Raw genomic sequence first — 23124 nt, 5'->3', positions numbered from 1 at the left:
GCGGCGCCTACGCCGCCTTCGCCGTCACGATCCAGATTGCGCCCTGGAGCGCCACGCTCTGTCCTTTGAGGAACGGCGCGAGCATCTCGCGGATCGAGGCTTTTGCGGCGGCATAGGTCTCCGGCGGATGGCCCTGGAGCGCGCGGCTGGCCGGGCCGATCTGGAGCGCGCCGTCCACGGCGGCATCGAGCCCGCCGCCGATGGCGACATCCATCGCGAGATTGTGCGGCTCCATCGCCACGTCCACGAAGCCCGCGCCTTTCAGGATGCGCATCACGCGCTCCTCCGAGGCGAAGGCGAACGGGCCCGGCTCTTCCGGCCCGACCGGCGGCATCTTCGGGACATGTTTGTAGACCGCCATCAGCGGCGCCATCATCCACGGATTTTCCTTCGGCTCGCGCCAGCAGGCGAAGGCGAGCCGTCCGGTCGGCTTCAGCGCGCGGCGGAGGTTGGTGAAGGACGCAATGGGATCGGCGAAGAACATCACGCCGAAGCGCGATGCCAACAGGTCAAAGCTCGCCGGCTCGAACGGATGGACCGTCGCATCCGCCAGCACGAAATCGAGCGGCAGGCCTTTTGGCGCAAACGCGCGCGCCTGCGCCAGCATCGGGTCGGAGACGTCGAGGCCGAGCGCGAAGCCATCGGGCGCGACAGCCTTCGCGAACGCGAACGTCGTCGCGCCGGAGCCGCAGCCGACATCGAGAACGCGCTCGCCCGGCTTCGGCTTGGCGCGATCGATCAGCACGGCGGCGATGGGGCCGAGCAAGCTTTCCTGGGCCGCGTGCCGATCGGCCCAGCGCTGCCCGCTCGGACCGTTCCAATAGGCGATCTGGTCGGCATTCTCTGCGTGTCCGCTTGGCTGTTCCATGGATCCCCTCCGGCAGCTTGGTCGAAAGACCCCGATGCCGAAAAGCAAGGACGCCGTCAACTGAGGCGGCCTGTTCGGTCCACCTGTCAGCGAGACGTTCTTGCGTTCACGCCGCACGACACGGCGTCAGAGGTTGACGGACCGCCGAGGTCTTCAACTGCCGACCTGCGCTACGCCGGATCATTCGGCCGCGAGCGAAACTCCGGTTCGCTTGGCGAGGACGCGGCGAAAGTCGGCTGCCAGCTCGTCGTAATAGTTGGCAAGCTCCTCGTAGAAGGCCCGACCGGCCTCATCAGGAGCTTCTTGAGCCGCTTTCATGCAGTGGGCGGCTTTCGACTCGTACCTTTCCAGCTTGATGCGAAGATCACTCATCACGGCGATACTCCACGCTGCCACAGGGAGCCGTCACGTTGGTTCGGATGGCGATCAAAAAGATGACCGAAAAAGGGCAATTTTGGACCCTTGGAGGGCGGCTCGTGGGCGTCCGATGCCAGGCGCAACGAGGCAGGACAGCCGCCTGCGGCCAAATCGGCGCGCCGTCAGCCGGAACTACCAAATTGGAATGATCGAGCCGCGGCGGCTCATGCGTCGCGCTTCGCTCAAACACGCTCGGCAACAATGTCGGTAGATGAGGTCCAGCAGAGCACACATTGGCCACCCCTCCATCGTGAATTGCGGGGGACATTGGCCGACTCGCGGGCGGACGCCTGTGACAATCATCACAAAGGCGGTCTTGCTCGAGCCCTGTTTGCGATGCGTTCGGGCCTTGCTCGAACACCCGCGGGAGGGCTAAAGAGGCGCCTTGGGGCGGTTAGCTCAGCTGGTTAGAGCATCTCGTTTACACCGAGAGGGTCCGCGGTTCGAATCCGTGACCGCCCACCAGCCCGCGCTCGCGCAGCGACGCAGGCTGCCACGCCGAATCCCAACGGGCGAAGGCGGGCTTTTTGCGGCGAGCTTCGGCTTGGCAAGCCAGCCTAATCCCCCGGCCTCCCCGGCAGCAACGGCACCGCGTCGATCCACACCGCCGCCGACTGGCACCAGATCTGCCTGACGGGCCGCAATTTGTCGCGCTGCCGGATTGAGCCCCAGCGGATACCCCAATCGTCAGCCTGGTCGCCCTCGCCGCTGGTGAACAGCGGGGAACCGCAGTCGGCGCAGAAGTGCTGGAAGCGCATCCGGCCGTTGTCGCCGCGCTTGCCGTAGACTTTTGGCGTGCCGCTGGTCAGCATGACGTCGGCGTTGCTACAGATCGCGGTCACCCGGAACGGCGATCCCGTCAGGGTCTGACAATCCCGGCAATGGCAGACCGACACCGTCTCGGGATCGATCTCGGCCTCGAAGGTGATCTGCCCGCAATGGCACTGCCCGTCGATCTGCATCGCCCTGATCCCTGCCCCCAAAACAAAAACGGCGCCCGAAGGCGCCGTTTTATCATCTTTCGCTGAACCTTAGTGAGCGGTCAGTCCGCCGGCGGCCTCGTCCCCGTCCGGCTTCATCACCTTGGTGTCCTCTTCCCAGACGATCGGCACCGGCTTCTTCACCAAGGCCTTGGCGACGACGTCGTCCAGACGTGACACCGGGATGATCTCCATGCCGCCCTTGATCGCATCGGAAATCTCCGTGAGATCCTTGGCGTTATCCTCGGGGATCAGCACCGTCTTGATGCCGCCGCGGGCAGCGGCCAGCAGCTTCTCCTTCAGGCCGCCGATCGGCAACACACGGCCGCGCAGCGTGATCTCGCCGGTCATCGCGACATCGTGGCGGACCGGAATGCCGGTCATGACCGAGATGATCGCGGTGGCCATCGCCACGCCCGCCGACGGACCGTCCTTCGGCGTCGCGCCTTCCGGCACGTGCACGTGGATGTCGCGCCGGTCGAACAGCGGCGGCTCGATGCCGTAGACGATCGCACGCGAGCGCACGTAGGACGCCGCCGCCGAGATCGATTCCTTCATCACGTCGCGCAGATTGCCCGTGACCGTCATCTTGCCCTTGCCGGGCATCATGACGCCTTCGATGGTCAACAGCTCGCCGCCGACATCGGTCCAGGCAAGGCCCGTGACGATACCGACCTGCGGCTCGCTCTCGATCTCGCCGAAGCGGTACTTCGGCACGCCGAGCAACTCTTCCAGAGTCTTCTCGGTGACCTTGACCGACTTCTTCTTGGAGATCATCAGCTCCTTCACCGCCTTGCGGGCGAGTGTGGAGAGCTCACGCTCCAGATTACGCACGCCCGCTTCGCGGGTGTAGCGGCGGATCAACAGCAGCAGCGCGTCGTCGTCGATCGAGAACTCCTTGGAGTCCAGGCCGTGCTTGGACACCGCGTTCGGGATCAGATGCTTGCGTGCGATCTCGACCTTCTCGTTCTCGGTGTAGCCCGCGATCCGGATGATCTCCATGCGGTCCATCAGCGGCCCCGGAATATTGAGCGTATTCGCGGTCGTGATGAACATCACGTTGGACAGATCGTAGTCGACCTCGAGGTAGTGGTCGTTGAAGGTCCCGTTCTGCTCGGGGTCCAGGACCTCGAGCAGCGCCGAAGACGGATCGCCGCGGAAATCGGCGCCCATCTTGTCGATCTCGTCCAGCAGGAACAGCGGATTGGACGACTTCGCCTTCCGCATCGACTGGATGATCTTGCCGGGCATCGAGCCGATATAGGTGCGGCGGTGACCGCGGATCTCGGCCTCATCGCGCACGCCGCCGAGCGAGACGCGCACGAACTCACGTCCGGTCGCCTTCGCGATCGACTTGCCGAGCGAGGTCTTGCCGACGCCGGGCGGTCCGACGAGGCAGAGGATCGGGCCCGTCAGCTTGTTGGCGCGCGACTGCACCGCGAGATACTCGACGATACGGTCCTTGACCTTCTCCAGCCCGTAGTGATCGGCATCCAGAACCGCCTGCGCCGATTCCAGATCCTTCTTCACCTTGGACTTCTTGTTCCACGGGATCGACAGCAGCCAATCCAGATAGTTGCGCACGACGGTCGCTTCCGCGGACATCGGCGACATCTGGCGCAGCTTCTTCAATTCATGCTGCGCCTTCTCGCGCGCTTCCTTGGAGAGCTTGGTCTTGGAGATCTTCTCTTCGAGATCGGCGAGTTCGTCGCGACCGTCGTCGTCGCCGAGCTCCTTCTGGATCGCCTTCATCTGCTCGTTGAGATAATACTCGCGCTGGGTCTTCTCCATCTGGCGCTTGACGCGCGAGCGGATGCGCTTCTCGACCTGCAGCACCGAGATCTCGCTCTCCATCAGGCCCAGCACCTTCTCGAGGCGCGTGGTGACCGACAGCGTCTCCAGGATTTGCTGGCGATCCGCAATCTTGACGGCGAGATGCGAGGCAACGGTGTCGGCGAGCTTGGCGAAATCGGTGATCGCCTGCACGACCCCGACGACCTCGGCCGAGATCTTCTTGTTGAGCTTCACATAGCTCTCGAAATCGGACACGACCGAGCGCGACAGTGCCTCCGCCTCGACCGACTTCGCATCGGTGTCGGCGAGCGCAATCGCGGTCGCTTCGTAGTACTCGCTGCGATCGGTGTATTTCTGCACGCGCGCACGCTCGAGCCCTTCGACCAGCACCTTCACGGTGCCGTCGGGAAGCTTCAAGAGCTGAAGCACGCTGGCGAGCGTACCGGTCTCGTAAATGGCATCGGGCGCCGGATCATCGTCGGACGCGTTCTTCTGCGTCGCGAGCATGATCAGCGCGTCGTTCTTCATCACCTCTTCGAGCGCGCGGATCGACTTCTCGCGACCGACGAAGAGCGGAACGATCATGTGCGGGAAGACGACGATGTCGCGCAGCGGCAGCACGGGATAGGCGTGCGTTTCGCCATGGACGATGGTTGGCCGGGGTTTTGGATTAGTCATGGCCTTTTCCTTTTGCTTTACCCCCTTGCACGCAGCCCGCCATGCTCATGCGCAACCGCCACAAGGTGCCGAGGTGATCCACAAAACCGGCCTACCATTCTAAGGTTGGACCGGGCTTGCCGGATCGGAACTGAGGCGAATCTTGAAGAGAATTTTCGCTCGCCGTCGACATTAGGTGGCTATCGACCGGGGGGGTGTCAAGTCATTGAAAGACGCGCGCCATCAGGCGCTTACGCACGCGTATAAGCGACGCAACATCGGCTGCGGAGAACCATTCCGCAGCCGCTACTATCAAAGACGATTGGAGCGTTCCAGCGCCGCAAATCAGGCGCTGGCGTTCTCGACGGCGCGATCGGACCGATCGGCGTAGATGTAGAGCGGACGGGCCGTACCTTCCACGACTTCGCGCGAAATCACGACTTCTTCCACACCTTCCAGGCCCGGCAGGTCGAACATGGTCTCGAGCAGGATCGCCTCGAGGATCGAACGCAGACCACGCGCGCCGGTCTTGCGCTCGATCGCCTTGCGGGCGACCGCGCCAAGCGCCTCGTCGGCGAAGGTCAGCTCGATGTTCTCCATCTCGAACAGCCGCTGGTACTGTTTCACCAGCGCGTTCTTCGGCTCGGTGAGGATCTTCTTCAGCGAAGTCTCGTCCAGATCCTCGAGCGTCGCCACGACCGGCAGACGGCCGACGAATTCGGGGATGAGACCGTACTTCAGGAGGTCCTCAGGCTCGACGTGGCGGAAGATCTCGCCGGTACGGCGATCCTCCGGCGCGAGCACCTGGGCGGCGAAGCCGATCGAGGTCGACCGCCCGCGCGCCGAGATGATCTTCTCGAGGCCGGCGAACGCACCGCCGCAGATGAACAGGATGTTGGTGGTATCCACCTGCAGGAACTCCTGCTGCGGATGCTTGCGGCCGCCCTGCGGCGGGACCGAAGCCACCGTGCCTTCCATGATCTTCAGCAGCGCCTGCTGCACGCCCTCACCCGACACGTCGCGCGTGATCGAGGGATTGTCGGACTTGCGGCTGATCTTGTCGATTTCGTCGATGTAGACGATGCCGCGCTGGGCGCGCTCGACATTGTAGTCGGCGGCCTGGAGCAGCTTCAGGATGATGTTCTCGACGTCCTCGCCGACATAGCCGGCTTCGGTCAGCGTCGTGGCATCGGCCATCGTGAACGGCACGTCCAGGATGCGGGCGAGCGTCTGCGCGAGCAGCGTCTTGCCCGAACCGGTCGGACCGATCAGCAGGATGTTCGACTTCGCGAGCTCAACGTCGTTGTGCTTGGTCTGGTGGTTGAGGCGCTTGTAGTGATTGTGCACCGCGACCGACAGGACCTTCTTCGCATGGCTCTGGCCGATGACGTAATCGTCCAGGACCTTGCAGATTTCCTTCGGCGTCGGAATGCCGTCGCGCGACTTCACGAGCGAGGATTTGTTTTCCTCGCGGATGATGTCCATGCAGAGCTCAACGCACTCGTCGCAGATGAAGACCGTGGGACCCGCGATCAGTTTGCGGACTTCGTGCTGGCTCTTGCCGCAGAACGAGCAATACAGTGTGTTCTTGGAGTCGCTCGTGCCGACCTTACTCATTCATGTCTCCGTCCGCGGTTCGATCCCGCTCCGCTCGATCGCTCCATTCCGGCACGCATGCCGTATGAAGTTCAAATAGAGCAAATTCCGTACCAAAAAAGACCCTACGCGTTAGATCCCGTGCGAATCACGGTCACTCGATTCTCCGCGATCATAGCCGATCAATCGTAGCCAACCATGCTGTCACCCGACTATCAAGAATTCGCTAATCGAGGGGGCGCTGGCTACCCGTGACAATACCGTGATTTCACGTCTTGGCACGGACGAAGTGATCGAAATCGCCCCGGAGTTGCTGGATTGCCACGAAAAACAAGCACGAAAGCGGAACTTTCTGCCTGTCGCGGGGCGCAAGACTGTTTTTTGCGCCGCCGCGTAGTGCGCCGTTAACGTGAACGTCGCCCTGACGATCCCGAGAAATCCCCATAGGTATTCCAGGGATCGATGTTGCAGCCCCGTTCGCGTTACTGCGGTTTCGCCGCCGGCTCTTCGGCGCGCTTGTCGATGACCCTGTCGACCAGGCCGAACTCCTTGGCGTCGTTCGCGGTGAGGAACTTGTCGCGTTCCAGCGCGTCCTCGATCGTCTTGTAGGTCTGACCGGTGTGCTTCACGTAGATCTCGTTGAGCCGCTTCTTCAGGTTCAGGATTTCCTGCGCGTGCAGCATGATGTCGGTGGCCTGGCCCTGGAAGCCACCGGAGGGCTGATGCACCATGATGCGCGCGTTCGGCAGCGAGAAGCGCATGTCCTTCTCGCCGGCGCAGAGCAGCAGCGAGCCCATCGAGGCGGCCTGGCCCGTGCACAGCGTCGAGACCGGCGGGCGGATGAACTGCATGGTGTCGTAGATCGCAAGGCCCGACGTCACCACGCCGCCCGGCGAGTTGATGTACATCGAGATTTCCTTCTTCGGATTTTCCGCTTCAAGGAACAGGAGCTGCGCGACCACCAGCGTCGACATGCCGTCCTCGACCGGCCCGGTCAGGAAAATGATGCGCTCCTTCAACAGGCGCGAGAAGATGTCGTAGGCGCGCTCGCCACGGTTGGTCTGCTCGACCACCATGGGCACGAGGTTCATGTAGGTTTCAACCGGATCGCGCATGAGTCACCTAGGGTTTTAGGAGGCGGACATTGCCAGTCTTGGCTGCCAGTTTGGCTGGATTTGCCGGAAGGCCGATGGACGCCAGTGATGCAGGAAGTGGGTAGAGGTAGAACGCTTGGTATAAGACTTGGGTACAGGGCGTACCGACAGATATAGCCCAATTCGCGCCAGACAAGTGCGGAGCGAATTAAGGCTTAATCCACGGGGCACTTGAAGCTGATTCTCGCAAACAGGCCCAGCCAGCCAGTTGGCTAGCCGGGCCCCTTTGCTGATCATCCTTAATGGAAGGCTTTCCTAGAGCCCCGTTCCGATTGAATCGGAACGGGGCTCTAGATTCTAAGTTTGACGCGTTTTCTTTACGCGAACCGGTATCCACTTCGCTCGAAAACGCTCTAGAGCCTTCAGGCTGCGGTCTTTTCCGCGTCCTCGTCCTTGTAGAGGTCCTCGCGCGAGACCTTCTTCTCGGTCACGTTGGCGAGCTCGAGGATGAAGTCGACGACCTTGTCCTCGTAAATCGGTGCACGAAGCTGGGCCAGCGCCTGGGCGTTGCTGCGGTAATAGTCCCAGACTTCCTTCTCGCGGCCCGGCATCGAGCGAGCGCGCTCGATCACGGCGCGGCCGACCTCGTCGTCGGTCACGGTGATCTTGTTCTTCTCGCCGATCTCGGACAGCACGAGGCCGAGCCGAACGCGGCGGTCGGCGATCTTGCGGTACTCGTCCTTGGCCTTGTCTTCGGTGGTATCCTCGTCCGCGAAGGTCTTGCCGGCCGAATCCATCTCGGCCTTGACCGAGTTCCACATCAGATTGAACTCCTCGTCGACGAGCGACGGCGGCGCTTCGAAGCGATGCGCCTCGTCGAGGCGGTCGAGCAGCGCACGCTTGACGCGCTGGCGCGTCGCGCCGGCGAACTCGGCAGCCAGACGCTCGCGCGCGGCTTCCTTCAGCTTGTCCAGCGATTCGAGGCCCAGCGTCTTGGCGAACTCGTCATCGATCGCGACGTCCTGCGGCGCCTCGATCGAGGTCGCGGTGGTCTCGAACTCGGCCGGCTGGCCGGCGAGCTTGTCGTTCATGTAGTTCTTGGGGAACGACACTTTCAGCGTGCGCGTCTCGCCCGCGCCGATGCCGGTGAGCTGCTCCTCGAAGCCGGGGATGAAGGTATTGGAACCGATCGCTACCTGGATGCCCTCGCCGGTGCCGCCCTCGAAGACTTCGCCGTTGATTGTGCCCTTGAAGTTGATGGTGACGCGGTCGCCCGACTCGGCCTTGGCGCCCTCGGCCTTGGCCGCATAGCCGCGGTTGCTGTCGGCGATGCGCTTGATGGCTTCGTCGACATCGGTGTCGGACACGTCAGCGACGGGCTTCTCGACCTGGAAGCTCTTGAAGTCGGCGAGCGCGATCGCGGGCACCACTTCGATCGCGACCGTGTAGGTCAGATCGGTCTTGCCGTTGAGCAGTTCCTCGACCTCGGCCTGCTCGCTCGGCATGGTGATCTTCGGCTCGGTCGCAAGCTTGAAGCCACGGTCGGAGAACAGCTGCGTGTTGGTGTCGCGGATGGTCTGGTCGATGGTCTCGGCCATCACCGAGCGGCCATAGACCTTCTTCAGGTGAGCGACCGGCACCTTGCCGGGGCGGAAGCCGTTGATGCGGACCTTGTCCTTGAGATCGACGAGTTTGGCACCAGCCTTGGCGTCGAGATCAGACGCGGGAACGCTGATCTTGAACTCGTGCTTCAAACCTTCCGAGAGGGTTTCTGTGACCTGCATGGCGTCCAATCTTCTTCTCGCTCGGCCCCGGCACGCATGCGTCGGGACGCTGTCATTAATCGAACCGGCGCGAGGCAAGACGCCTCAACGCCGGTGGTTCATCGGACCACTTCCGCCGGAAACACTCCGTGAGGAAGCAGCCCTTCGGTAATCCGTGCAAACGCTGAAAGCGCTTGGTGCGGGCGGAGGGACTCGAACCCCCACAACTTTCGTCACTGGAACCTAAATCCAGCGCGTCTACCAGTTCCGCCACGCCCGCGTGAATTTGCATCAAGACCGGCCGCGATGCCGCGGGCGGCCGGGCTTATAGCATGTGCCTGACTGTTCGCAGCAAAAAAATGGCCCGATAGAGTCAGGCTTTAAGTAGGCGCGACGGCTGGACTTATCCAGCGCTTCATGGTCCGCATCAAGCCATGAAAACGCGGATCTCTGACCCGACCCGGCGTGAGGTTTTGGCCGGACTTGGAGCTGGACTTGGAGCCGGACTTGGAGCCGGACTTGGAGCCTCCGCGGCCGGGCTGATCGCCGGCGGCGCAACCCCCGCTGTCACCGCCCAGCTCGCCCTGCAGGCAAGGCCGGCAACCCTGGCGCTCAGGCCGGGTCAGCCGGCGACACCGATCTGGGAGCTGGCCGCCGTAAGCCATATCGGGAACGTCCGTCTCAAGCGAGGCGACCGCTGCGAGGTGGTCTTCCGGAACGACCTGCCTGTCCCGCTTGCGCCAGTCTGGTACGGCCTGAATGGCCCGGCCGGGGCCGACCCGTTGCGAGGGCGTACGCCGACTGCGCCGAATGTGACTGAAACCTCAATTGTTTCAATACCAAACGCAGGAACTCTGGCAGCCGACTTCCGTCTCTTCGAAGACGGTCTGAAGCTGCCCGCGCGCCCGCTTCCGATCATCGCCGGCGAGACAAATCGCGTCCCTGTCGACCGCGACGAGGTCCTGTTGATCGAGGAATGGCGCCTGCGGCCGGATGGGACCGCGCTTCCGCCCGGCCGCGTTCCCGAGGACACGACACCGCTCTTCACGCTCAATGGGCGGACTTCATTCGAACTCTCAGCGGCGGCCGGCGAGCGGCTGCGGCTGCGCTTTATCAACGGCTCGCAACGTTCTGTTCTGGCGATCAAATTGGAAGGCCACGAGGTCCAGGTGATGGCCCTCGACGGACAGCCGGCCGAGCCATTCCCGGCGCGCAACGGCGCCCTGGTGCTCGCCCCCGGCGCACGCGCCGACGCCTTCGTGGACGCGGCCACATCGGCCCCATTCCTGTTGCATGACGGCAAGGAGGCGCGCCAGGTCGGGAGCCTCACGATATCAGGCAAGCTCGAGCGGCGCGCGCCGCTGCTGCCACCACAGCCGCTCCCCCTGAACGACCTCCCCGAGAAGCTCGACCTCAAAGGCGCCCTGCGGTTCGATGTCGCGCTCGGCGCGCCCGACGCCGGCTGGGCACGGCCTGCAAGCTTCTCCGTCTCCTCCAATCCGGCCTTCCGCGCCAGGACCGGCCGCACCGTCGTGCTGGCCCTCAAGAACCCCGGACCGGCCACGATCGTGTTTCACCTGCACGGCCATCATTTTCGCCTGCTCGACAAGCTCGACGACGGCTGGAAGCCCTACTGGCTCGACACGCTCGCAATCGAGCCCGGCCAAACCCAGCGCATCGCATTCGCGGCGACCTCACCCGGACCCTGGCTGATCGAATCCGTCGTGACCGACTGGGCCGCGCCGCGGCTGGTGCGCTGGTACGGGGTGGAGTGAGCGACTTACCGGCGCGTCCAGAGGTAGCGAGCGTCGGGCTCCCGCTCCTCGTTCCGCGCCCCGTCGGTCTGCTCAACCAGTGCGAACCCGCGCGCCTCATAGAAGCGCCGCGCCGGCGCGTTGCGCTCGAAGGTCCAGAGCTCCAGCTGGTCGCTGGCCCGCTTGGCGACATCGAGGAGTTCTGTGCCGACGCCGCACCCCTGGGCGGCGGGAAGCACATAGAGCTGCTCGACCCAACCTTCGCGGAAGGCGATGATCCCGCTCAGGACGCCATCATCGAACCGTCCCCACACACGGCACGTCGTGAAAACGCGCTCGCGGTAAAACCAGCTGTCCTCGTCAGGTGTGTGCAGCCCAACGAGCCACGGCATCGCCCGGTCAAACGCAATCCGATGGACCTGCGCGGCCTCGCCCATATCGGTGAGTGCGAGCAGCCTGAGCACTAGTACTCCACCCCGAGCGCATTATAGATCCGCCGGTGCACGGCCGGCAGCGTCTCGGTCAGGTCCTCCGCGATCAGGCCGGGCCCCGCCTCGCTTCCCGCCTCGCCATGCATCCAGACGCCGATGCTGGCGGCTTCGAAGGCCGGCACGCCCTGCGCCAGAAGTCCTGCGATGATGCCGGCGAGCACGTCGCCGGCGCCGGCGGTGGCGAGCCAGGGCGGCGCGTTGGCGGCGATGGTGGCGCGCCCGTCGGGCGCGGCGATGGTGGTATCCGGCCCCTTCAGCAGCACGACCGCACCACAGCGCTCGGCGGCGGCGCGGACGCGCTCCAGCTTCGAGCGGCCCGGATGTTTGTTGCTGAGGTCGGAGAACAGGCGCGGAAATTCACCCTCGTGCGGCGTCAGCACGACCGCACTGTCCTCAGAGGACTTGATCGATTCAAACAGCCGCTCGGGGTTTGCGGCAAAGCTCGTCAGCGCATCCGCGTCCAGCACCAGATGCCGCTGCGCGTGAAGCGCCGTGTGGACCAGATCGCAGGTGCGATCGCCGACGCCCGCGCCGGGTCCGATCAGGCAGGTGTTGTAGCGCTTGTCGCCGAGCAACGCGCCGAATTCGACCGCTGTGTCGCAGGCCCGAACCATCACCGCGGTGAGCGCGCTGGCATTGATCGCGAGCGCATCGCGCGGGGTCGCCAGCGTCACGAGGCCGGCTCCGGCCCGCAAAGCGCCACGGGCGGCGAGCCGCGCTGCGCCAGTCGCGGCGGCATCGCCCGAGACCGCCAGCACGTGGCCCCGTGCGAATTTATGGCCGTCGATGCGCGGCACCGGAAAGGCGGTGCCCCAGAAATCCGGATCGTTCTCGAAGGTCCGCGGCGCGATCTCGTCCAGCACCTGTGCGTCGATGCCGATGTCGGCGACGCGCACGTGGCCGCAATGCATCCGGCCGGGCAGCAGCAAATGCGCCGGCTTCTTGCGGAAGAAGGTGACGGTCTCGGTGGCGTTCACCGCCGCACCCATCAAAGCTGCGCTGGTGCCGTTGATGCCGCTCGGCAGGTCGACCGCGAGCACCGGGGCGCCGTTGGCGTTGATCGCTTCGATCATCGCATGCGCCTCGCCGTCGACCGGGCGACTGAGGCCCGCGCCGAACAGCGCATCGATGATCAGCGCGGGCTTGCCGATCGCCTGCGGATTGAACGGCAGCACCGGGTGCTTCCAGCCGCGCGCCGCGGAGGCCGCGTCACCCTGGAGCTGGTCGCGCTCGCACATCAGGATCACCGAGACGTCGCGCCCTTGCGCGGCGAGCTCCGCGGCTGCGACAAAACCGTCGCCGCCATTGTTGCCGGGACCGGCCACGATCAGGATCGGCCCCTCCTCCACCAGCGCATTGGCGGCCTCCGCGACCGCCTGCCCCGCGCTGAGCATCAGCTTGAAGCCGGGCGTGCCTGCCGCAATACTGAGCTGGTCGGCACGCTGCATTTCAGCGTTGGTCAGAACTTCCATGCCACTTCCCTGGTCCAAACGCCTTTTCAACAGGCACGTTCCGTACAGGCCCACCCGGCAGAACAACGATTTGCACAGATATTGAACCGATTGCCTATTTCGTAGTCTGCGGTATTTTGAGCCAGTCGGCTCCACCTATCAGAGATGCGCGTTAAAAGGCTGATAACGCTCCAATAATCAGGGCATTTGCAACTTGGCATAGACCCTGCTTTCGAGGAAGCCGCTTCGGTTCGTCGTGCTCACTGGCAATCTATCAGGGTGTGGCCGGCCGTTGTTGCCGGGCTGGTCAGGCATCCCGGCATAGCGAAGACAAGATCGTGCGTTAAGAAAAGCGCATCCTGACGAAGACGTTGCTATTTGATCGAAAGGCCGGGAGGCGCGCAGTGAAGAAAATCGAAGCCATCATCAAGCCATTCAAGCTCGACGAGGTGAAGGAAGCGCTTCAGGAAGTCGGCCTGCAAGGCATCACCGTGACCGAGGCCAAGGGCTTTGGCCGGCAGAAGGGCCACGCCGAGCTTTACCGCGGCGCAGAATACATCGTCGATTTCCTCCCCAAGGTGAAGATCGAGATCGTGATCGGCGACGATCTGGTCGAGCGCGCCATCGACGCGATCCGCCGCGCCGCGCAGACCGGGCGCATCGGCGACGGCAAGATTTTCGTCTCCAATATCGAAGAGGCGATCCGCATCCGGACCGGCGAATCCGGGCTGGACGCTATCTGAGCCGGGTGCTATCCCGCATTTTGCGACACTCCGACAAGAAAAAGGCTGCTTCGGCGGCCTGATTTTGTTTGTGCGCTCGCGCGCGAACTCGCCAAAAGCGAGAACAATCTTGCTCACCTGGAAACCGACCCGCAGAGCCAAAAGGGGTATGCATGAAGACCGCCAAAGACGTCCTGAAATCGATCAAGGACAACGACGTCAAATACGTCGACCTGCGCTTCACCGATCCGCGCGGCAAGTGGCAGCACGTGACGTTCGACATCAGCATGATCGATGAGGACATTTTCGCCGAAGGGACGATGTTCGACGGCTCCTCGATCGCCGGCTGGAAGGCGATCAACGAGTCCGACATGTGCCTGATGCCGGATCCGGTGACCGCGACGATCGACCCGTTCTTCGCCGAGACCACCATGGTCATCACCTGCGACGTGCTCGAGCCGACCACCGGCGAGCCCTACAACCGCGACCCCCGCGGCATCGCCAAGAAGGCCGAGGCCATGGTGAAGTCGATGGGCGTGGGCGACAGCGTGTTCGTCGGCCCCGAAGCCGAGTTCTTCGTGTTCGACGACGTGCGCTTCTCCGCCAACCCCTACAACACCGGCTTCCGTCTCGACTCCTCGGAGCTGCCGACCAACTCCGACACCGAATATGAAGGCGGCAATCTCGGCCACCGCGTCCGCACCAAGGGCGGCTACTTCCCGGTGCCGCCGCAGGACTCCGTGCAGGACATGCGCTCCGAAATGCTCGGCGCCATGGCCAAGATGGGCGTCAAGGTCGAGAAGCATCACCACGAAGTCGCGTCCGCCCAGCACGAGCTCGGCATGAAGTTCGACACGCTGACGCTGATGGCCGACCACATGCAGATCTACAAGTACTGCATCCACCAGGTCGCGCACATCTACGGCAAGACCGCCACCTTCATGCCGAAGCCGGTCTATGGCGACAACGGCTCGGGCATGCACGTGCACCAGTCGATCTGGAAGGACGGCAAGCCGGTGTTCGCCGGCAACAAGTACGCCGACCTGTCGGAGACCTGCCTTCACTACATCGGCGGCATCATCAAGCACGCCAAGGCGATCAACGCCTTCACCAACCCGTCGACCAACTCCTACAAGCGTCTGGTCCCGGGCTATGAGGCTCCCGTGCTGCTCGCCTACTCCGCGCGCAACCGCTCGGCCTCCTGCCGCATCCCCTACACCGCTTCGCCGAAGGCCAAGCGTGTCGAGGTGCGCTTCCCCGATCCGCTCGCCAATCCCTATCTCGGCTTCGCCGCGATGCTGATGGCCGGCCTCGACGGCATCAAGAACAAGATCGATCCGGGTCCGGCGATGGACAAGGACCTCTACGACCTGCCGAAGGAAGAGCTGAAGCAGATCCCGACGGTGTGCGGCTCGCTCCGCGAGGCGCTCGAAAACCTCGACAAGGACCGCGGCTTCCTCAAGAACGGCGGCGTGTTCGACGACGACTTCATCGACAGCTACATCGAGCTGAAGATGACCGAGGTCGAGCGCTTCGAAATGACCCCGCACCCGGTCGAGTTCGACATGTACTATTCGGGCTAAGCGGCCCAAACTCTCTGCGACAAGCAAAAGGCGCTCCGCGAGGAGCGCCTTTTCGTTTTGGGGAGTCGCAGGGTGGATTACGCTAACCCACCCTGCAGGACACGACGCGCCCAATCACCACGTTGCAGTGAAGGCGCGCTGGAGCTCGGCCGGAGCCGTAACCCCGCCCGCGATCAGCAATTGAGTGAGAACACGGGCCTTCTGCGGATTGAGGTCCTCGGACACGACGAACCCGTTCTTGTCGTCGTCAACCTCGACATTCCGGGTGACGAAGCCGGATCGGACCCGCGTCGAGCGGACGACGATGACGCCCTTCTTCGCCGCCGCTTCGAGCGCATCGAGGGCCTGCTTCGACGTGTTGCCGTCGCCGACGCCGGCCAGCACGATGCCCTTGGCGCCGTGCGAAATGGCGTCCTCGATCGGAACGGCGTCCATGTTGGCATGCGAGTAGACGATCTCGACGCGCGGCAATTGCTCGCCCGCCGGGAGCGGATAGGTCGTGCGCTTGCCGGCGGCCTGGGTCATGAAACGGATGCCGCCGGCGGTGTCGACATAGCCGATCGGGCCGTCATTGGGGGAGCTGAACGTCTCGATGCTCGTGGTGTTGGTCTTGGTGATCGAGCGGGCGCTTTGGATCTTGTCGTTCAGCACGGCCATCACGCCGCGGCCGCGAGAGCGCGGATCGGCCGCCACCTGCACCGCTTCGTACAGATTGCCGGGGCCGTCCGCACTCACCGCCGTGGCCGGACGCATCGAACCGACGATCACCACCGGCTTGTCGCCGCGCACGACATTGTCGAGAAAGAACGCGGTCTCCTCGAGCGTATCCGTGCCGTGGGTGATGAGGATTCCATCGGCTTCATTCTTGTCGAAGGCGTCTTGGATGCGGCGGGCCAGGGCAAACCAGACCTTGTCGTTCATGTCCTGGGATCCGATCGACGAAATCTGCTCAGCGTTCAGCTTCGCGAGCTTGTCCAGGCCCGGTACCGACTGCATCAACTGCTCCCCGGTGATCTGGCCGGATTTGTACGCGCCGGTCGCGCGCGCGTCGGCCTGGCCTGCGATGGTACCTCCCGTCGCAAGCACGAGAATGCGCGGCAGGCTAGCCGCCGTCGCGTCCTTGCCCGGCTCTGCGGCCTGCGCCGCATCGATCCCCCACGACCAAAGTGCGAGGGCGACCAGCGGGACGGTGAGCATCAATGTCCGATTTCGGCGGCGGCTTGCTGGTCTGGCGGCATGCTTCATCATCGAATTCTCCTCCCGTTTAAGTTGGGAGCAATATTCGACACCTCCATTTGGGCCGAAGATGGGTCATCCTGCCGCTGATGGCTACGGGTTGTCGCGCCGCGGCACAAAATGGTCGAGCAGGCCCGTCGGCAGCGGAAAGACGATGGTCGACGACCGTTCGCCCGCGATGTCGTGCAGGGCCGCGAAATAACGTAGTTGCATCGCCTGAGGCTCCTGCGCGAGAATCCGGCCGGCCTCGACGAGCTTTTCGGCAGCCTGCTGCTCGCCCATCGCATTGATCACCTTGGCCCGCCGCAACCGCTCCGCCTCGGCCTGTTTAGCAATCGCGCGCACCATGGTTTCATTGAGATCGACGTCCTTGATCTCGATGCCGGTGACCTTGATGCCCCAGACGTCGGTCTGCTTGTCGAGGATCTCCTGGATGTCCGCGTTCAACCTGTCGCGCTCGGCGAGCATCTCGTCGAGCTCGTGCTTGCCGAGCACCGAGCGCAAGGTGGTCTGGGCGAGCTGGCTGGTCGCGGCCATGTAGTCGCCGACCTTGATGATGGCCCGTTCGGGGTCGACGATGCGGAAGTACAGAACGGCGTTGACCTTGACGGAGACGTTGTCCCGCGAAATCACGTCCTGCGGCGGCACGACCTGCACCATCACCCGCAGATCCACCTTCACCAGTTGCTGCACGATCGGAATGAGGATGATGAGGCCCGGGCCCTTCACGCCGGTAAAGCGGCCGAGCGTAAAGATGACGCCACGCTCGTACTCGCGCAGGATTCGAATAGCCTGGGACAGGAACATGATGACAAGCAACGCGAGCGCCGCATAGGTCAGATATTCCAGCATCATGATGTACCTCCCTCGCCTGTTGGTGCGCGCCGTATCAGCAGCGTCAGGTCGACGATGTTGGCGACTTCGACCGTCTCTCCAGGCTTGAACGTTTCGGCGCCGCGCGCCTGCCAGCGCTCACCATGGGCGAAGACATGACCTTCGTTCCCATTCCAGTCGAGAACCTCGGCGGGCAAGCCTCGCATGGCCTGCGCGCCGACCAGTGCAGGAGCCCTGCCGACGCGCCGAAGCGAACCGAGCACGACGAGCGCAAAGCCGGCGAACACTGCTGCGGTGATGCCGATCACCCACCACGACAGGTGGTAGCCCGGCGCCTCGCCCCTGAAAAGCATCAGCGCTCCCAGCACGAACGCGATGATCCCTCCGAGCCCGATTACCACGGTCGGGTTGAAGGCTTCGATGGTGAGAAGCACGAGTCCAACCAACATCAGGGCGAGGCCGGCATAATTGATCGGCAGCAGATTGAGCGCATAGAGGCCGATCAGCAGGCAGATCGCGCCGACGACTCCGGGGGCGACGGCTCCAGGAGACATGAACTCGAAGATCAAGCCGTAGATGCCGACCATCAGGAGAATGAACGCCACGTTCGGATCGGTGATCACCGCCAGGAAGCGGGATATCGGTCCGGGATCGATGGCTTCAACGACGGCATCCTTTGTCACCAGGCGTTGCGTCTTGCCGCCTGCGACCTCGACCACGCGACCATCGATCTGCCTCAGCAATTCAGCCTGATCGCGCGCGACGAGATCGATGGCATGAGCCTCTAGCGCGGCGTTCGCAGAGAGCGTGGCAGCCTCACGGACCGCCTTCTCCGCCCAGTCCACATTGCGGTTGCGCAGCTCCGCAAGGCTGCGGATGAAGGCAACCGCATCATTGGTCGCCTTTGCCGTCATGGCATCCTTGGGCTGATCCTTGGACTCGCTCTGCTGGTCACCGTCCTTCTTGTCCTTGCCGCCCTTGTCCGCCGGTCCGCTCGGAAGACCCGGCAGCGGCCCGCCGATCTGCACCGGCGTCGCGGCGCCAATATTGGTGCCCGGCGCCATCGCCGCGATGTGGGTCGCATAAAGGATATAGGTCCCCGCGCTCGCCGCGTGGGCGCCGGAGGGAGCGACGTAACCGACGACAGGGATCGGCGAGGCCAGCACATCCGCGATGATCTCGCGCATGCTGGAATTGAGGCCGCCGGGCGTGTTCAGTCTCAGGAGCACGACCTCGGCACGCCGTTCGCTTGCCTTGGCCAAAGCCTCCTTCACGTAGCTGGCCGACGCAGGGCCTATGGCTCCGTCGATCGAAACGATCAATGCAAGACGGCCGTTCTCCTCCGCTGAGCTGGGAAGGAGGCAGCAGATCAAAGCCACGACGCCAATCGCCGCAACGAGGGCCGCCTTCATGGTCTGCACGGCAGGGCTCCCTTGCAGAACATATGGTGGGCGTCTTGCGAACCTCAATGCGGCCGCGTGCAGGCCATGGTCGTGATTGTGCGATGCAATGGAAATCGCCCCGCAGATCGATTGAGCACAGGGCGGTGGCGAACCATGCCTTGGGCTGGTCCGCCCGCGCACGCTGCGCTGCTACGGCCGTCGGACCCGCACGCCATCCGCGCCGATCGTGCCGAACATGCCGGCGATGATCTCAGGCGTCGGCTGCATGCCGCCCAGCGACCAGTGCGCCGGCTCCTGCTCCTCGATCCTGACCCAGACGTTGCGGCGGAAATCCGGGTTGCCCTGCCCTTCGACCTCGACCAGGAGATCGGTGACGCGTTCGAGCAGGGTCTTCTTTTGCCCGGCATCCAGGATGCCGCGGACGGTGGAAATGGTGACGTAAGGCATGTCTCTCTCCAATGATGTCGTGTGACGACGGCACGAGACTGGACCTGACAGCGCCGGCAAGGCAGTGGCGGATGAGACAGAGATCGGGCAATTTCCGCCACGCAGCCCCGCGCCGATCGGCTAGGATCGCCGCGCCTGTCCTGGAGGTCTCATGAAGCTCGCAATTCTGGCGCTGGAAGGCTGCATGCATTCGGCGATCGCCGGGGTCGCCGACATCCTGTCGCTCGCCAATCACGTGATGCAGCAGAGCGGTGCGAAAACGCGCTTCGCCTGGGAGGTGCTTTCGCTCGACGGCAAGCCGGTGCGCGCCGGCGGCGGCCAGATGGTCGCCGTCGATGGCGCGGTCGGCAAACGCGGTCGCTTCGACGCGATCCTCGTCCCCGGCAACCTCGTCGATCACGTCACGGCGGAACGCCTGCAACCGCAATATGCCCGCGCCGGCGCCTGGCTTCGGCAGCAGCATGCGAGCGGCCGGCTGATCGGCGCATTCTGCAGCGGCGTGTTCCTGCTTGCAGGCAGCGGCCTGCTCGACCACCGCCGCGCCACCATCACCTGGTGGCTGCAAGGCGAGCTGCGGCAGCGCCATCCCACCATCGACCTCGCTGCCGACGCCGTCATCACCGTCGCGGACCGCATCGTCTGCGCGGCCGGACCAATGTCGTGGGTCGACCTCCTGCTCAGGCTGATCGAGATGGTCGACGGCAAGGAGATTGCAAAGCTCTGCGCGGACTACGTCGTCATCGACACCGCGCAACGCACCCAATCGATCTTCATGCCCATCGGCTATTTGCTGTCGCAGGACCCGCTGCTGACCAGGGCCGACCTGCTGGTTCGGCGCACCGGCAAGAGCCCGATGACGGTCAAGCGCCTCGCCGATGCGCTCGGCCTCAGCGAGCGCACGCTGAACCGGAAGTTCCAGGAGCTCACGCGCGAGCCGCCGCAAGCCTTCATCATGCGTCGCCGCGTCGAGCACGCGCGCACGCTGCTGGAGACGACGGCGCAGCCGATCAAGACCATCGCACGCACGGCCGGCTATGAGGACGAGAGCAGCTTTCGCAAGGCGTTTCGCAAGCTAACCCTGATGTCGCCGCAGGCCTATCGCGCAAGACGGATGGTGCAGACGGCGTAAGCCGCGAAACCAAGGCGCCGTTCAGTCGAGGGCTGCGAGCGAGCTTCTTGCTACGCCGCCGCGCGCTGGCGCACAACCATCGCCTCGCCGAACGCCTCGAACAGCTTGCGGTTGATCGGATTGCGCTGCGGGTCGTATTCGGCGTGCCATTGTACGCCGAGCGCGAAGGTCGGGGCTTCCGCGATGCGGATCGCCTCGATGGTGCCGTCCTCGGCGACGCCCTCGATCAGCACGCGCTTGCCGGGATCGAGAATGCCCTGGCCATGCAGCGAATTGACCCTGATCTTCTCGCAGCCAAGCAGTTTTGCGAACGCGCCGCCCGGCGTGAGGTCGACGTCGTGACGGTCGGCGAACACCACGGTCGGATCGGGATGAATCTCGCCGTTCTCGAGCCTGGGCATGCGGTGGTTCATGCGGCCGGGGATCTCGCGGATCTCCGGATGCAGCGAGCCGCCGAAGGCGACGTTCATCTCCTGCAGGCCCCGGCAGATGCCGAACAGCGGAATGCCGCGGGACACGCAGGCGACCGACAGCGCCAGCGCCACCTCGTCGCGGTGGATGTCGTAGGGCTCGTGCCGCTCGCACGGATCGACATTGAAACGGGTCGGATGGACGTTGGCGCGGGCGCCGGTGAGCACGATCCCGTCGACCACATCGAGCAGCGCGCCGATATCGGTGATGTCGGGCGCTCCCGCAAACATCATCGGCAGGCCGCCGGAAACCTCGGCCACAGCGCGCAAATTGCGCTCGCCGACCATCTGGACCTGAAATCGATTTTCGACGCGATGGGCGTTCCCGATCACGCCGACGACCGGCTTTCTCATCTCCCGTTCCGACCTCCCGCGTAAGAAGATTCTCCAAACATGCCCTCGGGATGGAACAAATTCAACAGAAGGGATCGCGGGACGGCAATGCTATTTTCGCGCAAATGCCTCCCGGGCCTCGGTTGTCCCCACGACGGGCAGGCCGGCGGCCTTCAGCGCGGTTGCCGCCACGTCGCCCGGCGTGGCCAGCCAGGGCAATTTCGCCTCGATTCCGCGCGTCACGGGCTCCCCGAGCACCCCGCCGAAATCGATCGGCCAAAACCCGTTGGGTACCACCTCGGCGGTGAGGCCGCGGACGGCGTAGCCGTCGCCCAGAACCGTATCCGCATGGTCGCCGGCGACAAGGCGCGCGGTCTTGGGGTCTTTGGGATCGCCAAAGCTCACGAGCACGGGGACCAGCTCCCCCTGCACCGGGACAATGCCGGCCTGCCGGCTGATGTCGTTGAACGAGACGCGGTTGCCGCGCGCGGCGCCATAGGCACGGAGCGCGACATAGTTGATGTCGTCGAGGTCGAGCTTGCCGCCCTGCTGATGCGCCAGCAATGCCACCAGGTTCTTGCCTTTGCCGCCGTCTTGGCCGAGATCGACGAACACGGCCTCCCCGCGCATCGTGGTGCGGCCGCCGCGGTTATAGTTGCGGTCAGGCACCACGGCGAGAACACCGGACCCCGTCTTGATCCCGTCAGGCGTCGTCACCTCAACCGTGAGGCGGTATTTGTGGCCGGGCCGGTTGATCCGGATCTGGTCACCGATCACGATCACGGCCAGAAGCCCCAGCAGACCGGCCCATTTGCTGATGAAACTCAAGCGCCCCCCACCTGTTTTCTCCTCGTCGCTCTGCACCGTTCGCGCGACAGCGTCAAACCAGCGCGTTGACGCGGTCTTGATCGAAAGCGCGTTTGTCGAAAGAGTGCCCCGCCCGCAGCCGCCGAAAAGGACATGATGTGACCATCCTCGCAGACCAACGCCCCACGACCCGCACCGATCTGGCTTGGGCAATTTCGGTCGGCGGTATCGGCGTCGTGCTGTTCACGGCGATGCTGGTCTTCACCTGGTATTTTGCGACCACGCTGCTGCTGATCTTCACCGGCATGCTGCTCGGCGTCGGCCTCAACGCACTGACCAACGCGCTCGGCCGCCGCGTGCACCTGCCGCATCCGGTCCGGCTCGCGATCGTCTGCGTCGTGCTTGCGGTGCTGCTCGCAGGCGTCGCCTATCTCGGCGGCGCCACCATCGCCGAGCAGGCCTCGCTGCTGAGCAAGACCATCAAGTCGCAGATCGGCAACGTGAAGACCTTCCTGGACAACCACGGGATCGACACCAGCTTCTTCGATCTCGGCAGCGCTGCATCTGACGCTTCGGCCAATCCACCATCGGACTCGACACCCTCGCCAGCAGCACCCCCGCGCGGTTCCTTGCCCGGCGCCGGCGCGCTGGCCTCCAGCGGTGGCGCGATCGTGAGCCAGACCTTCAAGCTCCTGCTCGGCACCATCCACGGCGTGGGAAACATCTTCATCGTGCTGTTCCTGGGGCTGTCCTTCGCCGCCCAGCCCGGCGTCTACCACGACGGCCTGTTGTTCCTGGCGCCGGCGAGGCATCGCACCCGCGTCACCCTGATCATCGACGGCATCAGCGAGACGCTGGAACGCTGGCTGATCGCGCAGATCGTCGTGATGATCGCTGTTGGCATCGTGACCTGGATCGGGCTTGCCATCATCGGCATCCCCGGCTCGTTCATCCTGGGGATTCAGGCGGGCCTGCTCGCCTTCATTCCGACCGTCGGCGCCATCATTGCCGGCGTCGTCGTGGTGCTCGCGAGCCTCGCCTCGGGCTGGATTCCGGCGCTGTCGGCCTTCCTCCTCTTCATGGGCGTGCACGCGATGGAGAGCTATGTGCTGACGCCGATCCTGCAGCGGCAGGCGCTCGACATCCCGCCGGCCACGCTGTTCGCGTTCCAGATCCTGCTCGGCGTCGTGTTCGGCATCTGGGGCCTGGCGCTGGCGCTGCCACTGGTCGCCATCGCCAAGGTCATGATCGACCACTTCAAGACGTATGAGGCGCCGCCCCTGGCAGCATGATCC

20 protein-coding genes and 2 tRNA genes are annotated in these 23124 nt (G+C 64.1%); 6 read left to right on the top strand and 16 right to left on the bottom strand.

Features of this window, described 5'->3' with window-relative positions; translation table 11 throughout:
* Window positions 1-7: 7 nt before the first annotated feature.
* Both CT676_RS30690 and CT676_RS30685 read right to left on the bottom strand, forming a co-directional pair.
* Window positions 8-868: a methyltransferase domain-containing protein gene (locus CT676_RS30690; RefSeq protein ID WP_135215997.1), complete on the bottom strand. Its 861-nt coding sequence runs from the start codon at window positions 866-868 to the stop codon at window positions 8-10.
* Between the two features lie 180 nt (window positions 869-1048).
* Window positions 1049-1240: a hypothetical protein gene (locus CT676_RS30685; RefSeq protein ID WP_014494837.1), complete on the bottom strand. Its 192-nt coding sequence runs from the start codon at window positions 1238-1240 to the stop codon at window positions 1049-1051.
* Between the two features lie 433 nt (window positions 1241-1673).
* On the opposite strand from CT676_RS30685, the gene CT676_RS30680 reads away from it, so the two are divergent.
* Window positions 1674-1750, top strand: a tRNA-Val gene (locus CT676_RS30680).
* A gap of 92 nt (window positions 1751-1842) precedes the next feature.
* On the opposite strand, the gene CT676_RS30675 is transcribed toward CT676_RS30680, so the two are convergent.
* The 6 genes from CT676_RS30675 to CT676_RS30650 all read right to left on the bottom strand — a co-directional run bounded on the left by CT676_RS30675 (window position 1843) and on the right by CT676_RS30650 (window position 9449).
* A complete protein-coding gene (locus tag CT676_RS30675) occupies window positions 1843-2247 on the bottom strand; it encodes a GFA family protein (protein WP_135215996.1) in 405 nt (134 codons plus the stop codon).
* A 69-nt stretch (window positions 2248-2316) separates the two neighbouring features.
* Window positions 2317-4737 carry an endopeptidase La gene (lon, locus tag CT676_RS30670; protein ID WP_135215995.1) on the bottom strand — a complete coding sequence of 807 codons (2421 nt, stop codon included), beginning with the start codon at window positions 4735-4737 and terminating at the stop codon, window positions 2317-2319.
* Between the two features lie 324 nt (window positions 4738-5061).
* Window positions 5062-6333 (bottom strand): ATP-dependent Clp protease ATP-binding subunit ClpX, encoded by a 1272-nt coding sequence (clpX, locus tag CT676_RS30665; protein WP_014494834.1) that lies wholly within the window; start codon window positions 6331-6333, stop codon window positions 5062-5064.
* Between the two features lie 461 nt (window positions 6334-6794).
* Complete coding sequence (locus CT676_RS30660) at window positions 6795-7427, bottom strand: ATP-dependent Clp protease proteolytic subunit (RefSeq protein WP_063982958.1); 633 nt, start codon at window positions 7425-7427, stop codon at window positions 6795-6797.
* Between the two features lie 401 nt (window positions 7428-7828).
* Entirely contained in the window at window positions 7829-9190 is a 1362-nt protein-coding gene (gene tig, locus CT676_RS30655) for a trigger factor (RefSeq protein ID WP_063982957.1), read from the bottom strand.
* 174 nt (window positions 9191-9364) lie between these two features.
* A tRNA-Leu gene (locus CT676_RS30650) sits at window positions 9365-9449 on the bottom strand.
* Window positions 9450-9603: 154 nt separating this feature from the next.
* Between CT676_RS30650 and CT676_RS30645 the strand changes: the two genes are divergently transcribed.
* Window positions 9604-10944: a multicopper oxidase domain-containing protein gene (locus tag CT676_RS30645; RefSeq protein ID WP_135215994.1), complete on the top strand. Its 1341-nt coding sequence runs from the start codon at window positions 9604-9606 to the stop codon at window positions 10942-10944.
* A 5-nt stretch (window positions 10945-10949) separates the two neighbouring features.
* Here CT676_RS30645 and CT676_RS30640 read toward each other — a convergent pair whose 3' ends face one another.
* Complete coding sequence (locus CT676_RS30640; RefSeq protein ID WP_135215993.1) at window positions 10950-11387, bottom strand: GNAT family N-acetyltransferase; 438 nt, start codon at window positions 11385-11387, stop codon at window positions 10950-10952.
* Entirely contained in the window at window positions 11387-12886 is a 1500-nt protein-coding gene (locus CT676_RS30635) for an NAD(P)H-hydrate dehydratase (protein WP_135215992.1), read from the bottom strand. The genes CT676_RS30640 and CT676_RS30635 overlap by 1 nt, the downstream gene beginning before the upstream one ends.
* Before the next feature lie 383 nt (window positions 12887-13269).
* Between CT676_RS30635 and CT676_RS30630 the strand changes: the two genes are divergently transcribed.
* Together CT676_RS30630 and glnA are read left to right on the top strand one after the other, a co-directional pair.
* Entirely contained in the window at window positions 13270-13608 is a 339-nt protein-coding gene (locus CT676_RS30630) for a P-II family nitrogen regulator (protein WP_007603495.1), read from the top strand.
* A 152-nt stretch (window positions 13609-13760) separates the two neighbouring features.
* Window positions 13761-15170, top strand: coding sequence for a type I glutamate--ammonia ligase (gene glnA, locus CT676_RS30625; RefSeq protein ID WP_063982953.1), 1410 nt, complete (start codon window positions 13761-13763; stop codon window positions 15168-15170).
* Window positions 15171-15284: 114 nt separating this feature from the next.
* Here glnA and CT676_RS30620 read toward each other — a convergent pair whose 3' ends face one another.
* From CT676_RS30620 to CT676_RS30605, 4 genes are all read right to left on the bottom strand, one after another.
* Window positions 15285-16418 carry an asparaginase gene (locus CT676_RS30620; RefSeq protein ID WP_135215991.1) on the bottom strand — a complete coding sequence of 378 codons (1134 nt, stop codon included), beginning with the start codon at window positions 16416-16418 and terminating at the stop codon, window positions 15285-15287.
* An 81-nt stretch (window positions 16419-16499) separates the two neighbouring features.
* Window positions 16500-17261 (bottom strand): slipin family protein, encoded by a 762-nt coding sequence (locus tag CT676_RS30615; protein WP_063982951.1) that lies wholly within the window; start codon window positions 17259-17261, stop codon window positions 16500-16502.
* Entirely contained in the window at window positions 17258-18661 is a 1404-nt protein-coding gene (locus CT676_RS30610) for a nodulation protein NfeD (protein ID WP_085400722.1), read from the bottom strand. Before CT676_RS30610 ends, CT676_RS30615 begins: the two co-directional genes overlap by 4 nt.
* A gap of 171 nt (window positions 18662-18832) precedes the next feature.
* Entirely contained in the window at window positions 18833-19090 is a 258-nt protein-coding gene (locus CT676_RS30605; RefSeq protein ID WP_071913326.1) for a tautomerase family protein, read from the bottom strand.
* 151 nt (window positions 19091-19241) lie between these two features.
* On the opposite strand from CT676_RS30605, the gene CT676_RS30600 reads away from it, so the two are divergent.
* Window positions 19242-20219, top strand: a complete 978-nt coding sequence (locus tag CT676_RS30600) for a helix-turn-helix domain-containing protein (protein ID WP_071913321.1) — start codon at window positions 19242-19244, stop codon at window positions 20217-20219.
* Between the two features lie 50 nt (window positions 20220-20269).
* Here the strand turns inward: CT676_RS30600 and CT676_RS30595 are convergent, their stop codons facing one another.
* Window positions 20270-21043 carry a gamma-glutamyl-gamma-aminobutyrate hydrolase family protein gene (locus CT676_RS30595; protein WP_071913319.1) on the bottom strand — a complete coding sequence of 258 codons (774 nt, stop codon included), beginning with the start codon at window positions 21041-21043 and terminating at the stop codon, window positions 20270-20272.
* Between the two features lie 90 nt (window positions 21044-21133).
* Complete coding sequence (locus CT676_RS30590; RefSeq protein WP_135215990.1) at window positions 21134-21850, bottom strand: hypothetical protein; 717 nt, start codon at window positions 21848-21850, stop codon at window positions 21134-21136.
* A 137-nt stretch (window positions 21851-21987) separates the two neighbouring features.
* Between CT676_RS30590 and CT676_RS30585 the strand changes: the two genes are divergently transcribed.
* Window positions 21988-23121: an AI-2E family transporter gene (locus tag CT676_RS30585; protein ID WP_135215989.1), complete on the top strand. Its 1134-nt coding sequence runs from the start codon at window positions 21988-21990 to the stop codon at window positions 23119-23121.
* Window positions 23122-23124 lie beyond the last annotated feature (3 nt).

This window comes from Bradyrhizobium sp. MOS001 (assembly GCF_004634465.1).
GTDB classification, from domain to species: Bacteria; Pseudomonadota; Alphaproteobacteria; order Rhizobiales; family Xanthobacteraceae; genus Bradyrhizobium; species Bradyrhizobium barranii.
Note: the sequence above shows the minus strand (reverse complement) of the source record. Positions and strands in the feature narration are given on the sequence as shown.